Below are 23,240 nucleotides of genomic sequence, written 5' to 3'. Positions count from 1 at the left end.
CATCCTGCCCCCCAGAGGAGTGCCCCGTGACCAAGAAACTGCTGACCGGAATCATGATCCCCGCACTGCTCCTCGGCCTGGCGACCCCCGCCCACGCCGAGGACACCGCCACCGGCTCGTCCGTCACGCACCTGTCGTCGACAATCGCCCCGGCACACCCCTCCGGCATGCCCGCCGAAGCCGTGGTGAAGTTCGGCGTGATGACCCAGGAGGAGGTCGACCAGTGCCGGGCGGAACACGCCGGTGACCCTGACCTCCCCGTCACCACCGAAGCAATCAACTGGATGGAACGCCCCTGCCCCGCCGGACCCATCACCGCTGAAGAGCTCGCCAACGCACGCATCAGCACCGGCATCCTCTCCCTCATCACCGCACCGGTTCGCCTCGTGCTCGATCTCCTCGGTTTCATCAGCTCACTGTTCACGGGAGCGGCAAACCCCGAGTAACCCCCTCCCACGCACACGTCCGACCGCCCCGCCGCCCGCTCCACGTCCCGGAGCTGGTAGCGGGGACAGTTTATTTTCAGACTTGTCAAACCATCACCGGACGTTGGCTGAACAGACCCGTTCCCGGTCCTCCCGAAACATTCCGTCGACCTGGCGCGTGGGTACTGTTGGGGAGATGACCACGGCACCGCTTAGAGTGGGAACCACCATGCCCGCACGCAGCCAGCCCGCTCGTGACAGGCACTGAACACCCATTCTTTTGCCCACGCCAAGGACCTCTCCCGCGATGACGCTCGCCGCAGCCCCAACGATGACCAGCACGACCGTCGTGCTGGGAATCATCGGTTTCCTGCTGTCACTTCCCGCATGGTTCTACTTCCTCCGTGGCGCCAGCCGACTCTTCCGTCTCGTCCGCGCGGGACAACCCCTGCCGGGCCGCACCGACCGGCCCGCACGGCGCGTCGGCACGCTGTTCAAGGAGGTCGTCTTCCACAGCGAACTGGCCCGGAAACCCGCTATCGCGGCAGCTCACTGGCTGGTCATGGTCGGTTTCCTCATCGGATTCGTCCTCTGGTTCGAGGCCTACATCCAGACCTTCTGGCCACGCGGTGGCTGGCCCATCGTCAGCGAATGGGGCATGTACCACCTCGCCGACGAACTACTCGGTATCGGCACCGTCGCCGGCATCTGTTTCCTGATCGGGGCCCGCCTGCACGCCGGAACCCGCGAACGCATGTCCCGGTTCTACGGGTCCAACGCCCGCGCCGCGCACTTCGTCGAGGGCGTCGTCCTCATCGAGGGGCTCGGAATGATCGCCGTGAAGTCGGCGAAGATCGCCACCTACGACGACATCCACCCGCACCTGTGGTCCGATTTCCTGACCATGCACATCGCGCAGCTCCTCCCCGCAAGCCCCGTGATGGTCAGCGTATTCGCCCTGATCAAACTACTGTCCGGGACGATCTGGCTCTTCGTCGTCGGGCGGCAACTGTCCTGGGGTGTGGCCTGGCACCGGATCACCGCCTTCTTCACCATCTTCCTCCAACGCAACGCGGACGGTGCACCGGCACTCGGCGCGCTGGCACCGATGGTCTCGCGCGGAGAGCAAGTCACCCTCGACAGCGTCGACGAGCTCGACCCCGACGCCGACCCCATCGGCACGGGCACCCTCCGGGACGCCTCCTGGAAGATGCTTCTCGACGCCACCACCTGCACCGACTGCGGTCGCTGCCAGGAGCAGTGCCCCGCCTGGAACACCGCGAAGCCACTGTCCCCGAAGTTGCTGATGACCGACCTCCGCGACGCCATGGTGACCAACTCCCCCTATCTCCTCGACCCATCCCTGCTGGACGCCGACACCTCCCATGACGGTGTGGATGTCCTCAAGCTCGTCGGCGAGGGCCACACCATCGAGCCGGACGTGCTGTGGAGCTGCACCAACTGCGGGGCCTGCGTCGAGCAGTGCCCGGTGGACATCGAGCACATCGACCACATCGCCAACATGCGCCGCTTCGCGGTACTCGCAGAATCGGAGTTTCCCTCCGAACTGGCAGGCCTGTTCAAGAACCTGGAGGCCAAGGGCAACCCCTGGGGCCGGAACTCCGCCGACCGCGCCACCTGGATCGACGCCGCACGCCGCGACGGCATCGAGGTACCCGTGTTCGGCGAGGACATCACCGACTTCAACGACACCGAATACCTCTTCTGGGTCGGCTGCGCCGGCGCCTACGACGATGAGGCCGTAAAAACGACCCGCGCCGTCGTCGAACTCCTCCACACCGCAGGCGTGAAGTTCGCGGTGCTCTCCAAGGGCGAGACCTGCACCGGTGATCCCGCCCGGCGCGCCGGCAACGAGTTCCTCTTCCAGATGCTCGCCCAGGAGAACATCACCACCCTCAACACCGTGTTCGAGGGTGTACCGAAGGGCCAGCGCACCATCATCACCACCTGCGCCCACTGCTTCAACACCCTGCGCAACGAGTACCCGGACTTCGACGGCCACTACGACGTCGTCCACCACACCCAGATCCTGAACAAGCTGGTCCGCGAGAAACTCCTCACCCCGGTGCCCCGCCGCCCCGAGGACCGCAGGCCCATCACCTACCACGACCCCTGTTTCCTCGGCCGCCACAACAAGGTCTTCGATCCACCGCGCGAACTGCTCGGTGCCACGGGGCACGATCTGCGGGAGATGGACCGCAACCGGAACGACGCCTTCTGCTGCGGTGCGGGCGGCGCCCGCATGTTCATGGACGAGACCATCGGCACCCGCATCAACGAGAACCGCACCAGCGAAGCACTCGCCACCGGCGCCGAGGAGATCGCCGTCGGCTGCCCCTTCTGCACCGTCATGCTCACCGGCGGAGTCAAGGCACTCTCCGACAAGCCCGCCGCAGATCAACCCAAGGTACGCGATGTCGCACAGATGCTCCGCGATTCCGTCCTCGTCGACGGGAAACTGCCGGAACCCCGCGAGCGCGCCTTCCTTGCACCACCCCGCCGCGGTGTCACAGATCTGGGTCTCACCTCCGTGAAGCCGCGGAAGGCGGGCACCTGTGGCGGCGCCTCCGCAGGACGCGACGACCGGGCGAAATCCCCTGCCCCCGCGAAACCGGTCCAGCCGACCGTGCCTGATTCCGCGCCGAAGGCTCCGGGGACGCCCCCGGTTCCGGCAGCACCCGGAGCCGCGAAGCCCACCGGCCCGAAGGCACCCGCAGCACCACAAGCACCCGGCGGCGCCGCGGTCCCTGCCGCTCCGAGGGCGCCCGGCGGAGCCACGCCGTCGGCACCGCAGAGCAGCGCGCCCACCGCACCTGGCGCACCCGGTACTCCCCCGGCTCCATCTGCGCCCGGGACCACGGCCCCGGCCGCCCCGAAGGCACCCGGCGCACCGAAGACCCCCGGGGCCCCGGCCGCCCCGAAGGCACCCGGCGCACCGAAGACCCCCGGGGCCCCCACCGCGCCCAAGGCTCCCGGCACTGCCGTTCCACCGGCGCCAGGATCAATCCCGCCTAAGGCACCTGGAGCCCCCGGTGTACCCACGGCGCCTGCCGCGCCAAAAGCACCCGCGGGGCCGAAACCTGCCGTTCCACCGGCGCCGGGCAGCACGACACCCACCGCACCCGGTGCTTCCGCAACACCTAAGGCACCCGGAACAGTCACGCCCCCGGTATCAGCTGCACCGACACCATCCGCGCCACAGGCACCGGCTAGACGCATTTCCACCGCACCAGGTGCTCCCGCAGCACCGAAAGCTCCGGACGTACCCAAACCAGCGGTTCCACCGGCCCCCGGCAGCACTACACCCGGCACCCCTCAACCCAATGCGCCCAGGATTCCCTCTGCACCGGGAGGATCCGCTGTGCCGAGAGCTCCCGGTATACCTGGCGCCCCGAAACCGCCGGGAACCGTTCCCAGGGCGCCGGAGTCGAGAACACAACCGGAATCCGCTGATACCGACGGATCCGATGCGGACTCCGACAACTAAACGGGACACATCCCATCCGCGGGGAATGCAGTGGCAGGGGCACCTGTCCGCCGTGCCGGTCGGGTCCCCCCGCGACGGTGGGCGGCGGCGGGACGGTTCCCGCACTGTTAACGTCGGGGTGTATCTCAACCGCTGACCGGCCGCACATCTGCGGTCTCCCTGAAGGGATTCTCCGTGAGACCACCATCCCGATTCCGACGCGTCGGCATTCTCCTCGTCGCCGCATCGCTCAGCTTCTCCCTGGCCGGTTGTAGCGCACATAGCGACTCCTCGGCCCCCGGCACCATGTCGGAGGAATCGTCCACGGACTCGTCCCAGCAGGCTTCTGACGGCAGGCAGATCAGTATCGTCCATGCACTCGGAACAACGAAGCTCAATGCCCCGGCCAAAACGGTGGTCGCTCTCGATCGTCCGTGGGCGGATGCGGTGCTCCTGTTGCACGGCACACTGATCGGGCACACCGAGACGTACACGCACGGCCAGGGACTCGGTGATTATCTAGGCGACCTCCCGGAGAGGTTCGGTGCTGACGCGGTCATCGTGGGCACTCCGCGGGAACCGGACTTCAACGCGATCGCCGACCTGAAACCGGATCTGATTGTCGGGGCCAGGGAAACCAGCGGGGCACACTACGAACGTCTCTCCGAGATTGCTCCGACGGTGATGTCGGAGGGGGCACCTGCCACCTGGAAAAGCGGCTACCTGGTTCTCGGGAAAGCCCTGGGGGTGGACAGTGACGCTTCCGCCATGCTTGCGCGATACGAGGAGGAGGCGCAGCGTATCGGCGAGGAGATCAACACCAGTGCATCGAATCCCACGATTTCGGTTCTCCGGTTCCAGAACGGTCCGACGAGAATCTACGCTGCAGGTTCCTTCCCGGGCATGGTCCTCGCCGACGCTGGACTGGCCCGACCGAAGTCGCAACGCGGCGGCCAGAATTTCATCAAGGTCACCGTCGAGCAGATAGCGGATGTCGATGCAGACCGAATCTTCATCACCACCAGCCCTCTGGGTGGGGAACGCTCGATGGAGAGCTTCCGGGCGACGGAGAACTGGCCGGAACTTGAACGCCGGGCCGTGACAGCCGACGACACCGCATGGATCACTTCGGAGTCGTTGCCGGGCGCGTACGCGATCCTCGGCGAGCTGGCCCACGCATTTCACGTTGACGGCCCGGTCGTCCCCGAGGGCCTCATGCGGTACACCGGAGAAGTATCGGATGCGCAATAATCCCAGGTGAACGGCACGCATCGCCCCCACACACACCCCTGATTCAGGCGCAGCTGATCTGCTAGACACGAAAAAACGCCGGGGCTGTTTTTCCGAAGCTCCCCAATTCAGTCGACGTAGATGGCACGATGGTGACCATGACTGATGCGCCCTCCACTCCCAGTGACCTGACCAACGGCAACCGACGACGGCAGATTCGACACGCCCGCCGCCTGGACAACGTCGCGTACGAGATCCGGGGGCCGATCAGTGCCGAAGCGGAGCGTCTTGAGCGCCAGGGAACCGAGATCCTGAAGCTGAACACCGGCAACCCGGAGATCTTCGGTTTCCGTGCACCGGAAGCCGCAGTGCGGAACATCATCGACAACATCGTCCCGGCACAGGGATACTCCACCGCGAAGGGGATGCTCGAGGTACGGGAGACCATCGTGCGTCGCTACGCAGAGGTTCCCGGGTTCCCGGAATTCGATGTCGAGGACGTGTTCCTCGGCAACGGCGTCTCCGAGCTGATCCTCATGGTGACCGCGGGCCTGTTGAGCCCGGGGGACGAAATCCTCGTACCGATGCCCGACTACCCACTGTGGACTGCGGCGACCAGCCTGGCCGGTGGTACTGCGGTCCACTACCGCTGCGACGAGGGCGCCGATTGGAATCCGGATCTGGATGATCTCCGCTCAAAGGTGTCGGACAAGACCCGCGCCATTGTCGTGATCAACCCGAACAACCCCACCGGCGCGGTGTACTCGAAGGAGGTCCTCGAGGGCATCGTCCAGACCGCCCGTGAGAACGATCTGCTGCTGCTGTCCGACGAGATCTACGACCGGATCCTCTATGAAGATGCCGAGCACATCAGCGTCGCCACCCTCGCACCGGATCTTCTGACCATCACGTTCAATGGCCTGTCGAAGGCTTATCTCGCTGCGGGTTTCCGGGCAGGATGGATGGTGCTCACGGGGCCGAAGGACCACGCCACGGAGTTCATTCAGGGGCTCGAGCTCCTCGCCGGCACACGCTTGTGCTCGAATGTTCCGGCACAGTTCGCTATTCCCGCTGCCCTGGAGACCCACCAGGACATCTTCGATCTCACGGCTCAACGGGGTCGCCTCCTCGAGCAGCGGAACATCGCCTACGACGGAATCAACTCGATCGAGGGGCTCAGCACCGTGAAGCCGATGGGGGCGCTGTACACCTTCACACGCATCGACCGGAACGTCCACGACATCCACGACGACGCGAAGCTCATGCTCGACCTGCTGCGCCAGGAACATATCCTGATGGTTCAAGGAACGGGGTTCAACTGGGATGCGCCCGACCACTTCCGGGTGGTCACACTGCCCGCGAAGGACCAGCTGTCCGAGGCCATCGAGCGGCTGGGTAACTTTCTCGCGCACTACCGCCAGTAGGCGGACCACGGCCCGCCCATTGGCACCCCTTTTCGGGAGTCAGCGCAGTGCGCGGGCTGTTTTCTCTATTATTGACACCATGTGGCCGGTCACCAGACCGGCGTCGGCGGCAGGCTCGCCGGGTAATCGTGCACAACTGATGACGAGATGAGGACCAGCGTGCGAAAAAGCTCCGGTTACGACAGTTCCACCCTGACCCCTCGGGGTTTGTTCGCCACCCTGACCACCCTGACCGTGGCTGGTTTGATCGCCGCCAGTGCCTACATGTACATCGGAGATGAGGAAGCCGGCGCCGCCACCTCGGGGCAGCCGTCGAGCGATCCCGACACCAGCACCAGTGCTGTGTCGTCTTCCACGGAATCAGCGGAACCGTCCACCACAAAATCTTCGTCGAACCCGGGTAGCTCGAGTACCTCCACATCGGAATCGGCGACCGCCGGGAGCTCGACACCGTCCGCCACGTCACAGTCCTCCACGACCACGAAGAGCTCAGCGCCCCGTTCTTCCACGTCCTCGAAGACCCCGGAATCGGCGAAGAGCTCATCCACCGGTCGGACATCCTCCTCGTCCACGACGAGCTCCAGCACGACGTCCACCGACAAGAAGACCACCGACAAGAAGAGCAGCACCAGCAGTACCACTACGTCAACGAGTGGTAGCAAGACCTCCGAGCCCTCGGAGAAGCCCGCCCCCTCAGCGCTCGCCGACAAGGCCTACGCTGCCGATATCAAACCCGCCGAACGACGCACCACCGATGCCGATGGCATCACGGTCTATTACCCCAAGGACCCTGCAGGCGATGTTTTCACCGACGATGGTGAGGCCCTCGTTCCCGGGGACGACAACTGGCTGACCGCCGCCCCGAAGGTCGAGTGGCAGCGGCTCAAGGAGAGCGAGGACAGCGGTACTGCCTGGGACTTCCCGTTCAGTGCGTCCGATGGCCCGTGGCAGGTCACCGACGGGGTCGCCCACGGATTCAGCCGGACCCCCCAGGGCGCGGCGCTCGCAGCCTGGCACATCTTCCAGGGCGTCAACCGGGGTGGAATCGATGCGGTCCGCAGCGCGCGTGTCTTCCTGCCACCGAGCATGAACCCGGCCCGTCTCGATGCCGCGCTCGCCGATCCGTCAATCATCCCGGAAACCCCCGACTACTCCGCTCCCATCCCGGTCGCATACAAGGTCGATTCCTTCGACGAGGAAGCCGTCATCATCACTTTCGCGACCGCGCAGGACGATGACGTCGTCTCCGTGGTCACAATGATGGTCGAGTGGGTCGACGGCGACTGGCACCAGAGCGACCAGTTCATCCGCAGCCTCAAACTGACCGACGTCGACGAGATCGAGGATTGGGCGCGCTGGTAGAACGACACGCCTGCCCGCCACCCCAGTTCCGGTCCGTGGCGGGCATTTTACTGTTGCACTGACCACGACTCTCCTCCCTACTTCCCACCAAGGAGCACGCGATGGGGCGGCACCACCGATCCGACAGTCACGAGGACCCCACAGAACACATCGCCGGTCATCTCGCCGCGCACGGCATCGGGCCGGATGGTAATCCGCTGCCGAAGCGAAAGGGCGAGAAGAGACCGTTCACCGTCCCCCAGTGGATCCTGAGTGTCTTCCTCGTCCTCACCTTCCTCGGGACCGTCGCCGGACTGGCGGTTCTCTGGCCGTCATCAGAGAAACCGAACGTCGCCCCGTCCTTCCAGAACATCTCCTCCCTGTCCAAGGAGAAAGTGACCGGGACGGTCGCCCTCACCACCGAAGGCTCCTGCACCTCACCGTCCGTCGGCCGGATCTTCGAATCCTCGCCTATCGTCCCCCTCGAACACTCCGACCGGGTCTGTGAACAGGCCATCATCGACATCACGTCCGGTGTCAACGAGGGAAAACGAACGATGCTCATGCTCTCCGGGCAACCCGGCGACCCTGAGCTCTCGGAGGGGGAGAAAATTCTCCTCTACGAATCAACCACCTCAGAAGACACCACCGGATACACCTTCGCCGACTACCAACGCGGCTCGACCCTTCTCATCTGGGGACTGATCACTGCCCTTGGGGTCGTCCTCCTCGGTTCCTGGCTCGGAGCCCGCTCCCTCATCGGGCTCGCCGTCACGCTCGCCGGCGTCGGTATCTTCCTACTCCCCGCACTCCTCCACGGCGGACCGCCTCTGGCCCTTGCCGTCGTCTGCGGCTCCGCGGTTCTCTTCGCCGCCCTTTACCTCGTGCACGGGGTCAACTGGAAGACATCCTCCGCTCTCGGGGGCACGCTCATCGCCCTCGGCATCGCGGCCGTCCTCGCCCAGTTCGCAATCAGCGGCACCCAACTCCGCGGCCTGGGCTCCGAGGACAACCTGATGATCCAGCTCTATTTGCCCGACGTCTCCGTCACGGGGCTCATGCTGTGTGGCTTCATCATCGGGTCGCTCGGCGTGCTCAACGACGTCACCATCTCCCAGGCGTCGACCGTCAACGAACTCGCCGCCATCGACCCCAACGCCTCCCCTTGGAGGCTGTTCAAGGGTGCCATCCGTGTCGGCCGTGACCACATCGCCTCCATCATGTACACCCTCGTCCTCTCCTACACCGGCGCGGCGCTCCCCCTGCTTCTGCTGCTCACCGTCGCAGACCGGCCGTTCGGTGAACTACTCACCGGGGACATCATGGCCACCGAACTCCTACGCTCCGCCGTGGGCGCACTCGCATTGACCATGTCGGTTCCGATCACCACAGCGATCGCCGCCTTCACCTGTTCCGGGCGGCGACATTCCCACACGCACTGAGTTCACTATCATCCGGAAACGCGGAACCTCCGGGCCACGCACCTCGACGCCGCTGGTATCAGTACGGGCGGTCAGTACCGGCGGCCGATACCCCGGTAATCCCAGCCGGCATCAATCCAGGCTCGCGCGGGAAGGCAGTTGCGGCCGTCAATCATCAGAGGACGATCCACGTGACATGCCGCTTCCACGGGATCAAGGTCGATGAACTCGCGCCATTCCGTCGCCAGGACGACGGCTTCGGTGGGATGCAGCGCATCGTAGACGGTTGGCGCATAGGTGAGCTCCGGGAGCACCCGTTTCGACGGTTCCATCGCTTGGGGGTCATACACGGTGACATCGGCACCGATTCGTGCGAGCGAGCCTGCGATGAACAGGCCCGGCGAATCACGTATGTCATCACTGTTAGGTTTGAAGGCGGCTCCGAGGACCGTCACCCGCCTACCCGCAACCGCGCCGTCGAAGGAACGGACCACCGTATCAAGGACCGCCCGGCGTTGCCCGAGGTTGATGTCATCGACGCTGCCCAGGAGTGCGGGGATTCCGGTCGCACCGAGTTGTTCCGCACGGGCCGAGAACGCTCTGATGTCCTTGGGCAGGCAACCACCACCGAATCCGAGTCCGGCGCCGAGGAACTTCCGCCCGATGCGATCATCGTGGCCGAGTGCACGGGCCAGATCAGTGACATTTCCACCGCTCAGGTCACAGATTTCCGCGATGGCGTTGATGAAGGAGATCTTCGTCGCCAGGAAGGCGTTGGCGGCCCCCTTGACCAGTTCCGCAGTCTCAAGGTCCGTGACGATGAACGGCGTGCCCTGCGCCAGGGTCGCCGCGTACACGTCACGCAGGATGTTCTCCGCGTATCCCGCGTCATCACCCGGCACCCCCGCGACGATTCGATCCGGATGGAGCGTATCCGCGATCGCATGTCCCTCCCGGAGGAACTCCGGATTCCAGGCGATGCGTATCTCCGTGCTTGGCGCAGCGAGTGCGGAGACCATCAGTTGCAGATCCGCGGCGGTACCGACGGGAACCGTCGACTTCCCGATGATCAGGTGGCTCCCCTGCATGTGCCGAACCAGCGATGTCACCGCCCCGTGTACCTGACTCAGATCAGCGGATCTTCCCTCAGAGTGCTGGGGCGTGCCGACGGTGAGAAAATGGACGTCGGCGAAGCGGGCCGCAGCGGCGATGTCCGTGGTGAAATCCAGTCTTCCGGTGGCCAGGTTCGCTGAGAGTTTTTCGGCGAGGCCCGGCTCGTAGAAGGGAACCCGTCCGGCACGGAGTGCCTCGATGCGTTCCTCGCTGATATCCACCCCGAGAACCTCGTGTCCGAGTTCTGCCATGCAGACGGCGTGGGTGGCGCCGAGGTACCCAGTTCCGATGACGGTCAGTTTCATGTCACCAGTTGTACCCGCCGGAGGTTAGGGGGAGGTGAACGTCATCTGAATGACGTCATCCTGGGGCCGGACAGTGTCCAGCCCCAGGGTACGGTGTGGAGAGATCACTCTTTCGGGAGGCTCTTGCGGTAGCTGTAGATCGTGTACAGCGCCATCGCCACGATGATCGCGACAATCACTGCTACGAGGATCACGCTCATGGTGGGAGTCCACCAGCTTGCGTCTGTTGTCGGCATGTTGCTCCTCCTCTCCTGGGTAGGTTCTCCCCGGCCCGGCGAGTGGGTTGGTGTCGGGCTGCGGGTACAGCGGCGGCGTTTCCCTACAGAGTACGGTGCCATCCCCGCTGGCGGGGAGGAATCCCCCCGCGAATCACCACTCATTGTAGCGGCAGGTGACACCGGGAAAGCGAACTGTGCGTCAGGAGTTCTCGGTGACGAAGTCCCGGGCGATGGTCTTGGGGTCGGCCTTTTCGGGACCGATGTTGCGGATATTCATCTCGAGCAGGGCGTCGGTGGTGAGGTCTGCATTGATCTTGGTGATCGCCTCGCGTGCTTCACCGGAGACGGCCTTGCCCTGCATCAGCGGGAGAATGTGCTGGGGCAGGATGAGGTTCTCGGGGTCCTCGAGGGTGACAAGGTCGATCTCCGCACCGTCGGTGTCGAAGGTCGGCGAGGTGGTGTAGACGTTGGCGACGTTGGCTTTGTCCGTGGTCAGGGCCGCGATAGTGAGTGGCCCACCGGAGTCAGAGATGGGGATGATGCTCATCTTGTCGGCCTTGATGTTGTACAGCTCCTCGAGTCCGGAGGGACCGTAGGGGCGGTCCTTGAGTTCCGGGTTGGAGGCGATCCGGATGTCATCGAGATTGTCCAGATCGGCGAGGGTGACCAGCTTGGCCTGGTCGGCGAGTTCCCGGGTGACCCGGTAGGAGTCCTTCGATTCACCGGGGGCAGCCTTGCCCGTGGCCAGGCCTGCGGGCAGTGCCTTGTTCAGGCCGTTGAGCACCTGTTCCTCGGTGGCACCGACGGGCAGCTCCTGGTTCTCGGCGGCCATGAAGTACTGGGCGAGGTTGCCGGAGTACTCGGGGACAATGTCCACGGAGCCCTCCTGCAGTGCCTTGAGGTAGACATCGCGGGAACCGATACCGGACTTGACCTCGACCTCGAAACCGGCGTTGCGGAGGGTTTCCGCCCAAATCTGCCCGATGATCTCGCTCTCGGGGAAGTTGGCGGTGCCGATGACGATGCTGTCTGTGGCGCGCGTGGACTTCGTCTCTCCGCCGGAGTTTCCCTCACTCAGCGGGTCCGAGGAGCCGGTGCACGCGGCGAGGGGGAGCACCAGGGCCAGCCCGGCGAGGGTGGCGCCGGCGCGGCGGAGGAGCTGATTCTTCGGGAGGGTCATGAGGTAACGCCTTTCGGTCGTAGTCGGTGTTGGAGGCGGGCGAGTGTCACATCCGCTGCGAGAGCGAGCGCGGATACCAGGATGGCCCCGACGAGCATCTGCTCGTAGTCGCGGAGGGCGAGTCCGTCTAGCAGGTAGCGGCCGAGTCCGCCGAGCCCGATGTAGGCCGAGATTGTGGCGGTGGCCAGGACCTGGAGCACGCACGATCGTACCCCGCCCACGATGGTGGGGGCCGCCAGCGGAAGCTCGATGCGGGTGATGATCTGCCCCTCGTTGTGCCCCATCGCCCGGGCCGCGTCGACGACGGGACGGGAGACTGTGGACACCCCGGAGACAGTGGCCGCGAGGACGGGTGGAACCGCGAGGATGAGCAGCACGATGGTGGAGGGCACGATCGGCAGTTGGATCCCGAAGCTGATCTCGAGGGTCAGCCACGTCAGCAGCCCGAGGGACGGCATGGCGCGTAGTGCGCCGGTCGCGGCGATCACCCCGGACGCGCCCTTCCCCGTGTGCCCCAGGAAGAGGCCGAGCGGGAGAGCGATGACCAGGGCGAGGACCACGGCGAGCACGGAATACCAGAGATGCTCGCCGAGCCGTTCACCGATTCCGCCGGTTCCAGGCCAGTTGGCCGGGTCGGCGATGAATGAAACGGCTCCGGTGAAGTAATTCATCGTCGCATCACCGCCCTGCCCAGGGCATCAGGATCCGGCCTGCGAGGACCAGAACCGCGTCGAAGATCAGGGCCAGGATCACTGTTCCGGCGACCCCGGCGAGGATCTCGGTGGGGAACGAACGGGCGAAGCCGTTGGTGAACAGGGTGCCGAGGGACTGCACACCGGTGAGCGCACCGACGCTGACCAGCGAGATGGTCGACGCACTGACGACCCGGAGTCCGGCGAGGATGATCGGTCCAGCGAGAGGGAGTTCGACGGTGAGGATCTGCCGCCAGGCGGGGTATCCCATCGCGACCGCCGCCTGCTTCTGTGGTTCGGGCACTGAGTCGAAGGCATCGGCGGTGGTCCGGATCTGCAGCGCGAGCCCGTAGAGCGTCATCGCAATGATGACGTTCAACGGCGACAGCACGGAGGTGCCGATAACGAGTGGCAGCACAACGAACAGCGCGAGGGACGGGATGGCGTAGAGCAGTCCCGACGCGGTGACGAGTATCTCCCGGGAGATGCGGTTGCGGCTGGCGGCCCAGCCCAGGGGAAGCGCGATGATGAGTGACGCGATGATCGCAGGCCAACTGAGGTTCGCGTGGGCGAGAGCCAGTCCGCCGATGCGGTCGAGGTTTCCGGCGATCCAGCTCCAGTTCACCGAACCACCCCTTTGACCCGACCGTGCCGGTCAACGGCGATGGTCATTCCGTGCCGCTCCTGCAGGGTGAGTTCCCGGTTCTGGGTCCCGACGAAGCTGGCGACGAAATCGCTGGCGGGGTCGGTGACAAAGTCCTCGGCGGTGCCTGCCTGCGCGATCTGAGCTCCCATCTCGAGCAGGACGATGGTGTCCCCGAGCAGGAACGCCTCGTCGATGTCGTGGGTGACCAAGACGATGGTCTTGGAGATCTTCTCCTGCAGATCGAGGATCTGTTCCTGCAGATCCCTGCGGACGACGGGGTCGATGGCACCGAAGGGTTCATCCATGAGGAGGATGTTCGGGTCGTCGGCCAGCGCACGGGCGACGCCGACCCGCTGCGCCTGGCCGCCGGAGAGTTCGCTGGGGTAGCGCTTCGCGAGGGATCCGTCGAGCCCCAGGAGCTCGAGTAGTTCGCAGGCCCGTTCCCGGGCCTGTTTCCGGGGCACCCCGTTGAGCCGGGGCACAGTGGCGATGTTGTCCGACACCGTGCGGTGCGGGAGCAGCCCGGAGTTCTGCATGACATAGCCGATGCTGCGCCGGAGTTTGACGGGGTCGACCCCGGCGAGATCCTCGCCGTCGATAAGCACCCGGCCCTCCGTGGGCTCGACCATGCGGTTGATCATCCGGAGGAGGGTGGTCTTTCCGGAGCCAGAGCTGCCGACCAGCACGGTCGTGGACCGGGCTGGTATATCGAGGGTGAAGTCCCTGACAGCGGGTGTGGCTGCGCCTGGGAAGGTCTTGACGACGTGATCGAACTGAATCATTGGAAGTTGAGATACGCCTTTGATGGAGTTGGTCCGCGTTGACCCTGGTATTTCGACCCCAGTTCGGAGGCGCCGTAGGGAACCTCCGCGGGAGACGACATACAGAACAACGCCAACTGGCCCACTTTCATTCCCGGCCACAAAATAATCGGCAGATTCGCCACGTTGGACAACTCCAGGGTGATGTGTCCGGAAAACCCCGGGTCGATGAATCCCGCGGTGGAGTGTGTGAGCAGCCCGAGGCGTCCGAGTGAGGACTTGCCCTCGAGACGCCCCGCGAGATTGGCGGGAAGGGTGAACTTCTCGAGGGTGGCCCCGAGGATGAACTCCCCCGGGTGCAGCACGAAGGGATCATCTTCGCCGACCTCGACGAGGCTGGTCAGCTCGTCCTGGCGCAGCTTCGGGTCGATGTGGGTGTAGCGGGAGTTGTTGAACACGCGGAAAAAGCGGTCCATCCGGACATCGATGCTCGACGGTTGCACGAGGTGCGGATCGAACGGATCGATGACGAGATCACCGGAATTGATGCGGGCGCGGATGTCACGGTCGGAGAGCAGCACGGCACCGAGTCTATCGGTTGAAGCCTCCACAGGAACCAGAAGCGGGTTGAACTCGAAAAATACTGATAAGTGGAAGTTCACCCTCCGGTTGTACTACTGTAGCGTGAGTTCCACTCACGCCACATCTTCTGCCCCATCGGGAGCGCCCATGTCCTCCGAAATCCCCGAAACCGCCGCACCCCACCCCTACCGGGAAGATAACGAGTCGACCGGGAAGGCCACGACGTCATCACGCACCGTCGAGCAGCGCGCCACACCCGAGGGCGGCGAACCATACCCGGCAGTTATCGCACACGACATCTCGGTCCGCGGCGAGGAAGGTCCCGTCTACGGCCCCCTCGACGTCGAGATCCCCGGCACCGGGTTGACCGTGCTCTCCGGCAGGGGCGGCGGCGGGCGCACCGCCCTGGCCCTGACGATCTCCGGACGGATGAAACCCCGCACCGGCACCCTCGAGGTGCTCGGGGAGACGAAGCCCTCGGTGATCCGCAAACGCGTCGCCATCGCCGGAGTCGACGACATCGACCTGCTCGACCGCGACGTCCGCATCCGCGTGATCCTGACCGAGCACCGTGCGTGGTCCACACCGTGGATCATGTGGGCGCCGCGGGCCGACCAGGACTACTACGAATCGGTCTGCCGCCCCGTGTTCGGCGAGCGTGACCTCCCACCCCTCGACGCCTACGTCTCCCAGATCTCCGGCCTCGACCGGCTGCTCATCCGGATCGCACTGGCCCTGCGGCCCGCGAACGGCGCGGAGATCGGCATGCTCGTCATGGACGACCTCGAGCAGGTCCACGAGTTCGACGACCGCCTGATCCTCGTGACCGTGCTGAGTCGGCTCGCGGAGAACATCCCGGTCGTCGTCAACGCCGTCAACCGGCTCCCCGACGAGTTCCTGCCGGACTACACACTGATCGAACTGTTCACGGATGCGTCGCATCTCCAACCCAGTCACGCTGGTTCCGACCTGGACCGCATCCACCGCATCGCCAAGGAGGCGGAACTATGATCGCCGGATTCACACTCGGCACGGAACTGCGCCGGTTCCTCCGCTCCAAACTCGGACGCATCGCCATGGTCGTCCTCATGCTCATGCCGCTGATGTACTCGGCGCTGTACCTGTGGGCGTTCTGGAATCCCTTCGGCCACGTCGACAAGATGCCCGTGGCCTTCGTCAACAGCGACCTCGGCACCGAGGTCGACGGCGAGGAGATCAACGCCGGCAACCAGATCGTCGACCAGCTGAAGAAGGAGGACCGGGTCCACTTCGACTTCGTCTCCGAGCAGGAGGCCGAGGAGGGCGTGCGGGACGGCAGGTACTACTTCTCGGTCCAGCTGACCCCGGACTTCTCCGAGGCAGTGGCCTCCCCCACCACCGGCGACGCCCGCAAGGCCGTCATCCAGACAACGTACAACGACTCCAACGGCTACCTCTCAACACTCATCGGCGAGAACGTCCTGCGCACCATGCTGCCCGCGATCTCCAACCGGATCGGCGAGGAGGCGGTGGACAAGGTCCTCATCGGCATCCAGTCCGCCGGCGCCGGCCTGGAGAAGGCCGCGAACGGTGCCACACAACTGCATGACGGCGCAGAGAAACTCAACGACGGCGCGACCCAACTCAGCGAGGGCGCGGTGAAGCTCAACGGTGGACTGGACTCCGCGCTGGCGGCGACGACGAAGCTCAGCACGGGCGCCGCGAAGGTGGACGCGAACGTCGTCAAGCTCGGCGCGGGCGCGGACAAACTCGCCGCAGGAACCCAGCAACTCAACGACCAGGTCGAGGGCGCGACCGCCAAGCTCACCGCACTCACCAGGGGCGTGGATCAGCTCGGCGGCGGCGTCGACCAGCTCGCCGACGGCGCGGTCCGCATCGACGCCGGGGTCCAGCAGCTCAACGCGACCCTGTCCCAGGCCACTGACATCCAGACCACCACGTCGGCGAACATCCGGCAGCTCGCCGACCAGCTCCGCCCGATCCCCAACCCCGACGTGCAGAACGTCGTCCGCCAACTCGACCAGGTCGCCTTCGACATCGACCACAACGCACTCGGCCAGAACGCCCCTGCGACCGCTCAGCTCAACGAACTGGCGAACGGCACGAGCCAGCTCGCCTACCAGCTCTCCGACCCGCAGGCCCCGTTCCGCTCCGGCTTCAACCAGCTCAGTGAGGGCACGTCCGTCCTCCCCGGCAAGCTCGGGGAACTGCAGACCGGCGTCACCCAGCTCAACGACGGTATGCAACTGTTGGACACCGGCCTGAACAAGCTGCACGAGGACGGCACCTCCCGCCTGGTCACCGGCACCGGGGAACTCCAGAACGGCCTGCAGAAACTCGATGACGGCGCCGGTCGCCTCGTCGACGGCACCACCAGGTTGGTCGACGGCAGCAACCGGCTCAGCGACGGGTCGCACGAACTGGCGACGAAGCTGACCGAGGGCTCCCGGGCCGTGCCGAAGTGGGACACCGAGCAGCGGAAAGGCACAGCGAGTGTCCTCGGTGGGCCGGTCAGCCTGAGGACGACCAACGATGTGGGTTCCCACACGTTCGGCGCGGGCCTCGCCCCGTTCTTCTTCTCGCTGGCGATGTTCATCGGTGGCCTGATCATCTTCATGATCATGCGACCGCTGCAGAACCGGGCGGTAGCCAGCGGTGTCGCACCGCTGCGTGCCGCCCTCGACGGGTTCCTCCCGGCGTCCCTGATAGCGATCGGTCAGGCCACCGCCATCTTCCTGGTCACCCGCTACGGAGTCGGACTGGAACCGGTCTACCCGATCGGCCTGCTCGTCTTCTGTGTCCTCGTGTCCCTGATGTTCACCGCGGTGAACCAGCTGCTCAACGCCGCCCTCGGGCCCGGGGCGGGCAAGGTCGTCGCGATGGCGCTGCTCATGCTGCAGCTGCTCGCCTCCGGCGGCTTGTACCCGGTGGAGACCGAACCCGCACTGTTCCAGTGGCTGCACCCGATCAACCCGATGACCTACTCGGTCAACGGTTTCCGGCAACTGATGTACGGCCACGTCGACCACCGCCTGCCGGAGGCCATCGCGGCGGTGATCTTCGTGTTCCTGCTCAGCATGACGCTGACCGCGGTGGTGGCGCGGCGCGACCGGCGGTGGACGATGAAACGCCTGCACCCGCCGATCAAGATCTGACCGCTGGCGACCATGTTCACGACCCGTTCAGACCGTGTTATCATGGTCCGGTAGTTACGCGAGAGCGTGACACCGATGCCGATGTAGTTCAATGGTAGAACTCCTGCTTCCCAAGCAGGTGGCGCGGGTTCGATTCCCGTCATCGGCTCCACTTCACATTCCAATTCGGTGGCACCGAATATCGCTTCGCCCGGCGTTCCGATGATGCAAAGACAGTGCTTGTCGTTAACGAAAACCGAGACATCATCGCGCAGCCGTGGGAGATTGGGCAGTTCACCACCTGGCTCACACAGCAATACGGGATGGACCTGCCAGGAGTGTCCTTCCGCAACACACTCAGTCGCTTCTTCCGCATCTACGGCAAGAACAACCACAACGAACTCAAACCCCTCCAGACACGGAGCGGTGAAGAATCCCAACGCGACGCGATCAACATCCTCCTCGCCTTGTTCGAGTACTACAAATCCATCGAAGAGTTTAAGAACCAACTCCAAAACGCCGATGAACGGATCAGTGCTTTCCGTGCGGCTCGCCGCTACGAGTTCATCCCCTCCGCTGTCGACGGACTCACTAAATACAAGGCAAACATTGTCGAGATTGCCAAGCTCGAACACGAACGGAACAAACTCGCCCAATCCGATGAAACCTCAGTCGATCCTGTCGAGGTCGAAAACGCCAATGAACGCAATGCCCTCAAACTCCAGCTGACTGACATACGACGCGCGATCAAGGCCAAGAAGGACGAGCTCCACCTATTGGATCTCAACCTCCGCCACGGCGCATACCCCACAGAAGCCGACCTAGCCGCACTCCACGAGTTCTTCCCTAACGCCGACCTCGAAAAACTCGTCGACATTGAAAAGTTCCACACCAAGATCCAGACCATCCTCAGCGAAGAGCTCGAGGAAGCCAAAATCGAGGTCGAGCGACAAATCGAGGAATTTGAAGTAGCCGAACGCGACCTCTTTTCACACATGGACTCGATCCCGACATCGAAAGCTTTCACAGACGAGTTCCTCGATGCCTACACGTCTCTGGATCGCAGGATCAACAAGCTCAAAGACGAGAATGAGGCATTTGACCCCCGCAACCGCCTCCAGAACGAGAAGAAACAAGCCAGCAATCGCTACCACGAACAAATCGAGAACGTCCTCACCGATATCGAAATTGCCATCAATACCCAGATGGAGGTAATCAACGATGAAATTACCGGCGGTGAATACAACGCACCCAAACTCACACTCAACGCCTACAACAGCTACACCTTTGAGACACCGAAGGACAAAGGCACGGGCACAAACCATCGCAGCATGATCATCTACGACCTCGCGGTCCAGGTACGTGCGAGCTTCATAGAGTTCTCTCGCAAGAATGGTCGGTCTAGATGGGTCATCAGGGCTAGATAACCGTCAAGCTTGATAAACGGAAGCGCATTAACTATGCACGATACGTAGTTCAGCGTTGCAAATAAGAGAAGTCCCTTAGACACTTCATTGCTTATGGGAAATAGCGCGATGATGCATGATATACCAGCAACACCGAGCTGAAAGATGATCCCTGCCAATGCGACGGCGACGCGTCGATTATTATTCCGAAGCCGCCAACCATCACTAATGTCGCAATAAAAAGCTGGAGTAAAGTAGAAAAGCATGACTCCGACGCTGTTGGGGTTTCCTCCGAATCCAGCAAGAACTAGTCCATGCGCAAACTCATATAAGAACATAATGGACAAGGATGCGAGCCCAACAACAAGGTAAGTTCGAAAGTCAACAGGAGTCGCGACTGCATCGATTAACGTTTGGAAGTTTCCGATCAGTGCGAGAAAGCCAACCACGCAGAGGGTTGCCCAGATAATCTGATTTGGCTTGGATACCACCAATCTCGCGAAGGGCCTCAGCTTCTCAAATAACTGGGGAGTTTCTAGAAGAGTAAACTGAATTCGGTGGAGTCCCTCGAATCGAAAGCGCCGGTTCTTACTTTTTGATTCCTCGGTGTACAACAGATTCATGCCGTGAAGCTTCGCGAGTGCAGCTTCGACATTTGCTGGAGTCTACACCCCGCCTAGAGTTCTAGAAAGCTCTTCAACGCTGTGCTCTCCAGTGAGCGACTGAACGAGTCTCGCAAGTTCAGCTTGGATCCGGATATAACGCCGACTGCCAGCTTGAAGGATCCACGATTCGCCATCGTGATGCGGCTCGTGGAGAACAACCGTGTCTGAAATCCTAGGAGGATTTTCGGTGGCCCAGCTGTCGTTAAATTCCTCGTTCTTCATGTGCATGCAGTCTTTACGCAATGCCTTTCCGACGGAACAGCACAGTCGAGACCAGCCCAAGTGCTACCAACCAAACAATGAGAACAAGATATGATGCGCCGACACTGAGTAATTCATCGTGAGGGTCCAGCACTACCCCCGTTGTGGCAAGAGTGAACAGATACCCCGATATCTCTGGAGCAAATCGTTGAATTGCGGGTTCGATCATCTACGTAAGGAGTGCAATGACGGAGATAGCGGTAACGGAATTACGGGTTATAAAACCTATGTACAGCCCCCACAAAGAAGAAAGCAGTGTCGCCACAAAAACACCGATCGCAATAGTAACGACGTCACTCGTCCACACAAACTCAAAGCCTTTTGATTCGACAAGGAACATTGATACTGGGATTGCGACAATTACCGCTACGGCGCCCAGAATTGCCCCAACAAATGTTGCAGTAAGTGTTTTCACACCCACAACACTTGTTCTAGTGGGGGAGATTATAACCGTCCGAGCGATAGTCCCAGTTCCATATTCCCGGGTGACAATCAAAGCGCCTATCCAAGCAGCACAGATCGTCATCGCGAAGAATGAGCGAAGGACCGTGGCACCCCCTTCCTCCGATGAAACTTGAGGTAAGGCAGGATCCACCAACGATTCTGCGAATCCAAAGGCAAAAAGCACGGTTAGACCGAGACCAATTGCTATAAGGACCCAGAACGGCTCCCCAGTAAATGCTTTCAGGAGGTCTGAGCGAAATCGGTTACCTAACATCATTCAGTCCCTCGGTTCCCATCAGTTCAAAGAACTTATCCGCTAATATAAAATGTCCGTTCTCCGTAAAATCGCTCAGGGAACCAGCGAACTTCACAATTCGTTTTAAGATGACTACGTCATCAACAGTTTGCTCAACTTCGTTGAGCAAATGACTAGAAAGCAGAACTCTTTTCCCCACTAAAACAAAATTGCGCAAAAGCGTTCTCAGCCAACAAACTCCAGTTGGATCAAGACCATTTGTTGGCTCGTCAAGAAGCAAAATATCAGGATCGGGCAACAGGACCGTCCCGAGGGCGAGCCTTTATTTCATACCTTGGGAGAGCTTCTGGACGCTACGGTTTTGGGCATCGGTAAGGCTCACTTGGTCCAGCACGGAATCGACTCTCTCGCGACTGACATCATGTGCATGAGCCCACATCATAAGTTCACGTCTGGCAGTCGCACCAGGAGTGAACCCTATGCCGTCGATTGAAGTTCCTACAATATTTCTCTCGCGACGAGTGCTGAACGGACTACCGAAAATAAGTGCGTCGCCAGCGTCCGATTCAAGAAGGCCAAGGAGTCCACGTATACATGTCGTCTTACCAGCCCCATTTTCTCCTTAGAGCCCTACAACCCGACCTGGTTCGACAGAGAACGAAACATCCTCAACAGCTGTTACTGATCCAAAAGACTTTGACAATCCTCGAAACTCGATTGCCGCCTCTGCCATAACTATCCATCCCGGCGATTTTGAAAGCCAATAAAAGCCAAGGCAGCTAGAGTGGCTATGAGTGCAACGTAGAGGGCACCCGACTTAAACCTCTCATCGACAAACGTAACGATGACAAAGATTGTAGCGAGCAGGGCAATGAGTACCCACGTCACGCTGGCACTACCATTGTTCTTCTTATTCACGTGTATCACGTCCTCTGGGTGGATATCCTGAATCCTTTGAACTCAAATGGAAGGTTCTGAACCAGGGTGACCAAGCTCGCGAGCGAAACATGATTCGCGGATCAATTATGAGTGATAAAGGAACTCAGAGCTTGGAAGAAAGTAGCGATTTCTATGGTGATCACTTCGTAGAGTGCTACGCCATAAAAGGCGGAGCTCTTGCGGCTCGAGCACATATATCAGTTCCAACTGAGTAAGTTCTGCTACACATTCTGACGCTCTTTCAAACCTTTTGACACTTTACCTCCGACACAGAAGGTGGGTACACAGCCGCCTCCGGTCACCGCCCAACGTGTACCGTAACAGGGCAAATTACGGAAGGGCGACTCAGGTAACTGCGAGCGCCGCGACACCCCTGACCGCTCCTTTAGCGCTTTACTACACTATGTCACGCCGCGAGGTCGTACTCGCTCACGCTATTGTTTTGTATCAACGTCTTAGTCCAACGTTTAATCACAATAAAGTCGAACTTGCGCAGCTGTCCGTACTCATCGGTGTATTGCGGTGACGCCAATGTCGAGTACGTTTTGATTTCACCGGTGCCTTTTTGATGAAGCACCAGGTTCATCTTCGCCAAGCCAGCGGTCGAGTTGTCTTTCTCTTGACCGTAGATCGAGACGATAGCATTACCCTGGCGATTCACGGGTGCTTCATCGGCTGCGCGGATCAACAGCGAACCGCTGCCAGCTGCTGGATCGTACAGTGTCCACGGACGTCCCTGGCGTGGTTCGATGCGTGAAATTCCGACCAGTCTGGCCATAATCCGTGACGCCTCGGAAGGCGTGTAGAACTGGCCTTTGCTCTTGCCTGATTCTTGAGCGAACTTCATCATGAAGTACTCGTAGGCATCGCCGATGATGTCATCGCCACTCGCGCGATTGGTCTTGAAGTCAATCGCCGGGTTTTCAAAGACCGCAATCAAACCAGTGACCTTGTCCACCAGCTCCTTGCCTCGCCCAAGTTCGTTCTCATTGTTGAACGAAACGTCTGGCAACGAACCTTGCAGTTGGTTCTCTTCCAGAAAAGCGGACAGGATCTTGTCCACGCGCTCACCGATATCCTTCTTGCCTTTCGCGGCAATCAGGTCATCGAACGATGTGCCTTCTTCCACGATGAAGTCGGCGTAGCGTTGGCCCTTGTACCGGTCGGATACGTACTTGAAGAACAACAGGGTCAGCACGTAGTCCTCGTAACGGGCAGGCTCAACACCACCACGAAGCTTGTTAGCCGCTTCCCACAACAGGGAGTAAAGTTCTGTCTTTTTCACTGCCATCAAGTTTCCCTCGTAGAAG

At 62.0% G+C, this 23,240-nt stretch carries 21 protein-coding genes, 1 tRNA gene and 1 pseudogene; 12 read left to right on the top strand and 11 right to left on the bottom strand.

Annotated features, from left to right (window positions below):
- Positions 1-26 precede the first annotated feature (26 nt).
- From JDV76_RS09905 to JDV76_RS09880, 6 genes are all read left to right on the top strand, one after another.
- Positions 27-446 (top strand): hypothetical protein, encoded by a 420-nt coding sequence (locus JDV76_RS09905; RefSeq protein WP_198736732.1) that lies wholly within the window; start codon positions 27-29, stop codon positions 444-446.
- A gap of 286 nt (positions 447-732) precedes the next feature.
- Positions 733-3,933: a heterodisulfide reductase-related iron-sulfur binding cluster gene (locus JDV76_RS09900; RefSeq protein ID WP_198736731.1), complete on the top strand. Its 3,201-nt coding sequence runs from the start codon at positions 733-735 to the stop codon at positions 3,931-3,933.
- 174 nt (positions 3,934-4,107) lie between these two features.
- Complete coding sequence (locus JDV76_RS09895; RefSeq protein WP_198736730.1) at positions 4,108-5,163, top strand: ABC transporter substrate-binding protein; 1,056 nt, start codon at positions 4,108-4,110, stop codon at positions 5,161-5,163.
- Between the two features lie 137 nt (positions 5,164-5,300).
- Positions 5,301-6,566 carry a pyridoxal phosphate-dependent aminotransferase gene (locus JDV76_RS09890; RefSeq protein ID WP_198736729.1) on the top strand — a complete coding sequence of 422 codons (1,266 nt, stop codon included), beginning with the start codon at positions 5,301-5,303 and terminating at the stop codon, positions 6,564-6,566.
- Between the two features lie 159 nt (positions 6,567-6,725).
- Complete coding sequence (locus JDV76_RS09885) at positions 6,726-7,928, top strand: DUF8175 domain-containg protein (RefSeq protein ID WP_198736728.1); 1,203 nt, start codon at positions 6,726-6,728, stop codon at positions 7,926-7,928.
- A gap of 101 nt (positions 7,929-8,029) precedes the next feature.
- The gene (locus JDV76_RS09880) at positions 8,030-9,349 is read left to right on the top strand and encodes a YibE/F family protein (protein ID WP_198736727.1); all 1,320 of its coding nucleotides are present in this window, start codon (positions 8,030-8,032) and stop codon (positions 9,347-9,349) included.
- 71 nt (positions 9,350-9,420) lie between these two features.
- Here the strand turns inward: JDV76_RS09880 and JDV76_RS09875 are convergent, their stop codons facing one another.
- The 7 genes from JDV76_RS09875 to dcd all read right to left on the bottom strand — a co-directional run bounded on the left by JDV76_RS09875 (position 9,421) and on the right by dcd (position 14,824).
- On the bottom strand, positions 9,421-10,746 hold the full coding sequence (locus JDV76_RS09875; protein ID WP_198736726.1) for a UDP-glucose dehydrogenase family protein: 1,326 nt from the start codon (positions 10,744-10,746) through the stop codon (positions 9,421-9,423).
- Between the two features lie 104 nt (positions 10,747-10,850).
- The gene (locus JDV76_RS12815; protein WP_255520447.1) at positions 10,851-10,982 is read right to left on the bottom strand and encodes a hypothetical protein; all 132 of its coding nucleotides are present in this window, start codon (positions 10,980-10,982) and stop codon (positions 10,851-10,853) included.
- A gap of 181 nt (positions 10,983-11,163) precedes the next feature.
- Positions 11,164-12,144 carry an ABC transporter substrate-binding protein gene (locus tag JDV76_RS09870; RefSeq protein ID WP_198736725.1) on the bottom strand — a complete coding sequence of 327 codons (981 nt, stop codon included), beginning with the start codon at positions 12,142-12,144 and terminating at the stop codon, positions 11,164-11,166.
- The gene (locus JDV76_RS09865) at positions 12,141-12,815 is read right to left on the bottom strand and encodes an ABC transporter permease (RefSeq protein WP_198736724.1); all 675 of its coding nucleotides are present in this window, start codon (positions 12,813-12,815) and stop codon (positions 12,141-12,143) included. Before JDV76_RS09865 ends, JDV76_RS09870 begins: the two co-directional genes overlap by 4 nt.
- Before the next feature lie 7 nt (positions 12,816-12,822).
- Entirely contained in the window at positions 12,823-13,461 is a 639-nt protein-coding gene (locus tag JDV76_RS09860) for an ABC transporter permease (RefSeq protein ID WP_198736723.1), read from the bottom strand.
- Positions 13,458-14,264, bottom strand: coding sequence for an ABC transporter ATP-binding protein (locus tag JDV76_RS09855; protein ID WP_198736722.1), 807 nt, complete (start codon positions 14,262-14,264; stop codon positions 13,458-13,460). Before JDV76_RS09855 ends, JDV76_RS09860 begins: the two co-directional genes overlap by 4 nt.
- Positions 14,261-14,824, bottom strand: coding sequence for a dCTP deaminase (dcd, locus tag JDV76_RS09850; protein ID WP_198736721.1), 564 nt, complete (start codon positions 14,822-14,824; stop codon positions 14,261-14,263). The genes JDV76_RS09855 and dcd overlap by 4 nt, the downstream gene beginning before the upstream one ends.
- A 148-nt stretch (positions 14,825-14,972) precedes the next feature.
- Here dcd and JDV76_RS09845 point away from each other — a divergent pair, with 148 nt between their 5' ends.
- The 5 genes from JDV76_RS09845 (at position 14,973) to JDV76_RS09825 (ending at position 20,869) form a co-directional block, all read left to right on the top strand.
- The gene (locus tag JDV76_RS09845) at positions 14,973-15,836 is read left to right on the top strand and encodes an ATP-binding cassette domain-containing protein (protein WP_232959233.1); all 864 of its coding nucleotides are present in this window, start codon (positions 14,973-14,975) and stop codon (positions 15,834-15,836) included.
- On the top strand, positions 15,833-17,980 hold the full coding sequence (locus JDV76_RS09840; protein WP_198736720.1) for a YhgE/Pip domain-containing protein: 2,148 nt from the start codon (positions 15,833-15,835) through the stop codon (positions 17,978-17,980). Before JDV76_RS09845 ends, JDV76_RS09840 begins: the two co-directional genes overlap by 4 nt.
- Positions 17,981-18,057: 77 nt before the next feature.
- Positions 18,058-18,131 (top strand) — tRNA-Gly (locus JDV76_RS09835).
- A 64-nt stretch (positions 18,132-18,195) separates the two neighbouring features.
- Positions 18,196-19,386 carry a hypothetical protein gene (locus JDV76_RS09830; RefSeq protein ID WP_198736719.1) on the top strand — a complete coding sequence of 397 codons (1,191 nt, stop codon included), beginning with the start codon at positions 18,196-18,198 and terminating at the stop codon, positions 19,384-19,386.
- A 1,090-nt stretch (positions 19,387-20,476) separates the two neighbouring features.
- Positions 20,477-20,869 carry a hypothetical protein gene (locus JDV76_RS09825; protein WP_198736718.1) on the top strand — a complete coding sequence of 131 codons (393 nt, stop codon included), beginning with the start codon at positions 20,477-20,479 and terminating at the stop codon, positions 20,867-20,869.
- 129 nt (positions 20,870-20,998) lie between these two features.
- Here JDV76_RS09825 and JDV76_RS09820 read toward each other — a convergent pair whose 3' ends face one another.
- The 3 genes and pseudogenes from JDV76_RS09820 to JDV76_RS09810 all read right to left on the bottom strand — a co-directional run bounded on the left by JDV76_RS09820 (position 20,999) and on the right by JDV76_RS09810 (position 21,909).
- Positions 20,999-21,289 (bottom strand): ATP-binding cassette domain-containing protein, encoded by a 291-nt coding sequence (locus JDV76_RS09820; protein ID WP_198736717.1) that lies wholly within the window; start codon positions 21,287-21,289, stop codon positions 20,999-21,001.
- Between the two features lie 24 nt (positions 21,290-21,313).
- Positions 21,314-21,601, bottom strand: a pseudogene (locus tag JDV76_RS13075) (ATP-binding cassette domain-containing protein); the annotation flags it as partial.
- Positions 21,602-21,726: 125 nt separating this feature from the next.
- Complete coding sequence (locus JDV76_RS09810; protein WP_198736716.1) at positions 21,727-21,909, bottom strand: hypothetical protein; 183 nt, start codon at positions 21,907-21,909, stop codon at positions 21,727-21,729.
- A gap of 14 nt (positions 21,910-21,923) precedes the next feature.
- Between JDV76_RS09810 and JDV76_RS13070 the strand changes: the two genes are divergently transcribed.
- Positions 21,924-22,145 carry a nucleotide-binding domain-containing protein gene (locus JDV76_RS13070; protein ID WP_198736816.1) on the top strand — a complete coding sequence of 74 codons (222 nt, stop codon included), beginning with the start codon at positions 21,924-21,926 and terminating at the stop codon, positions 22,143-22,145.
- A gap of 191 nt (positions 22,146-22,336) precedes the next feature.
- Here the strand turns inward: JDV76_RS13070 and JDV76_RS09800 are convergent, their stop codons facing one another.
- Positions 22,337-23,221 carry a type I restriction-modification system subunit M gene (locus tag JDV76_RS09800; RefSeq protein WP_198736715.1) on the bottom strand — a complete coding sequence of 295 codons (885 nt, stop codon included), beginning with the start codon at positions 23,219-23,221 and terminating at the stop codon, positions 22,337-22,339.
- Positions 23,222-23,240: the final 19 nt, after the last annotated feature.

Source organism: Corynebacterium marambiense, assembly GCF_016342275.1.
GTDB classification, from domain to species: Bacteria; Actinomycetota; Actinomycetes; order Mycobacteriales; family Mycobacteriaceae; genus Corynebacterium; species Corynebacterium marambiense.
This window is presented reverse-complemented; position numbering and strand designations above follow the sequence as displayed.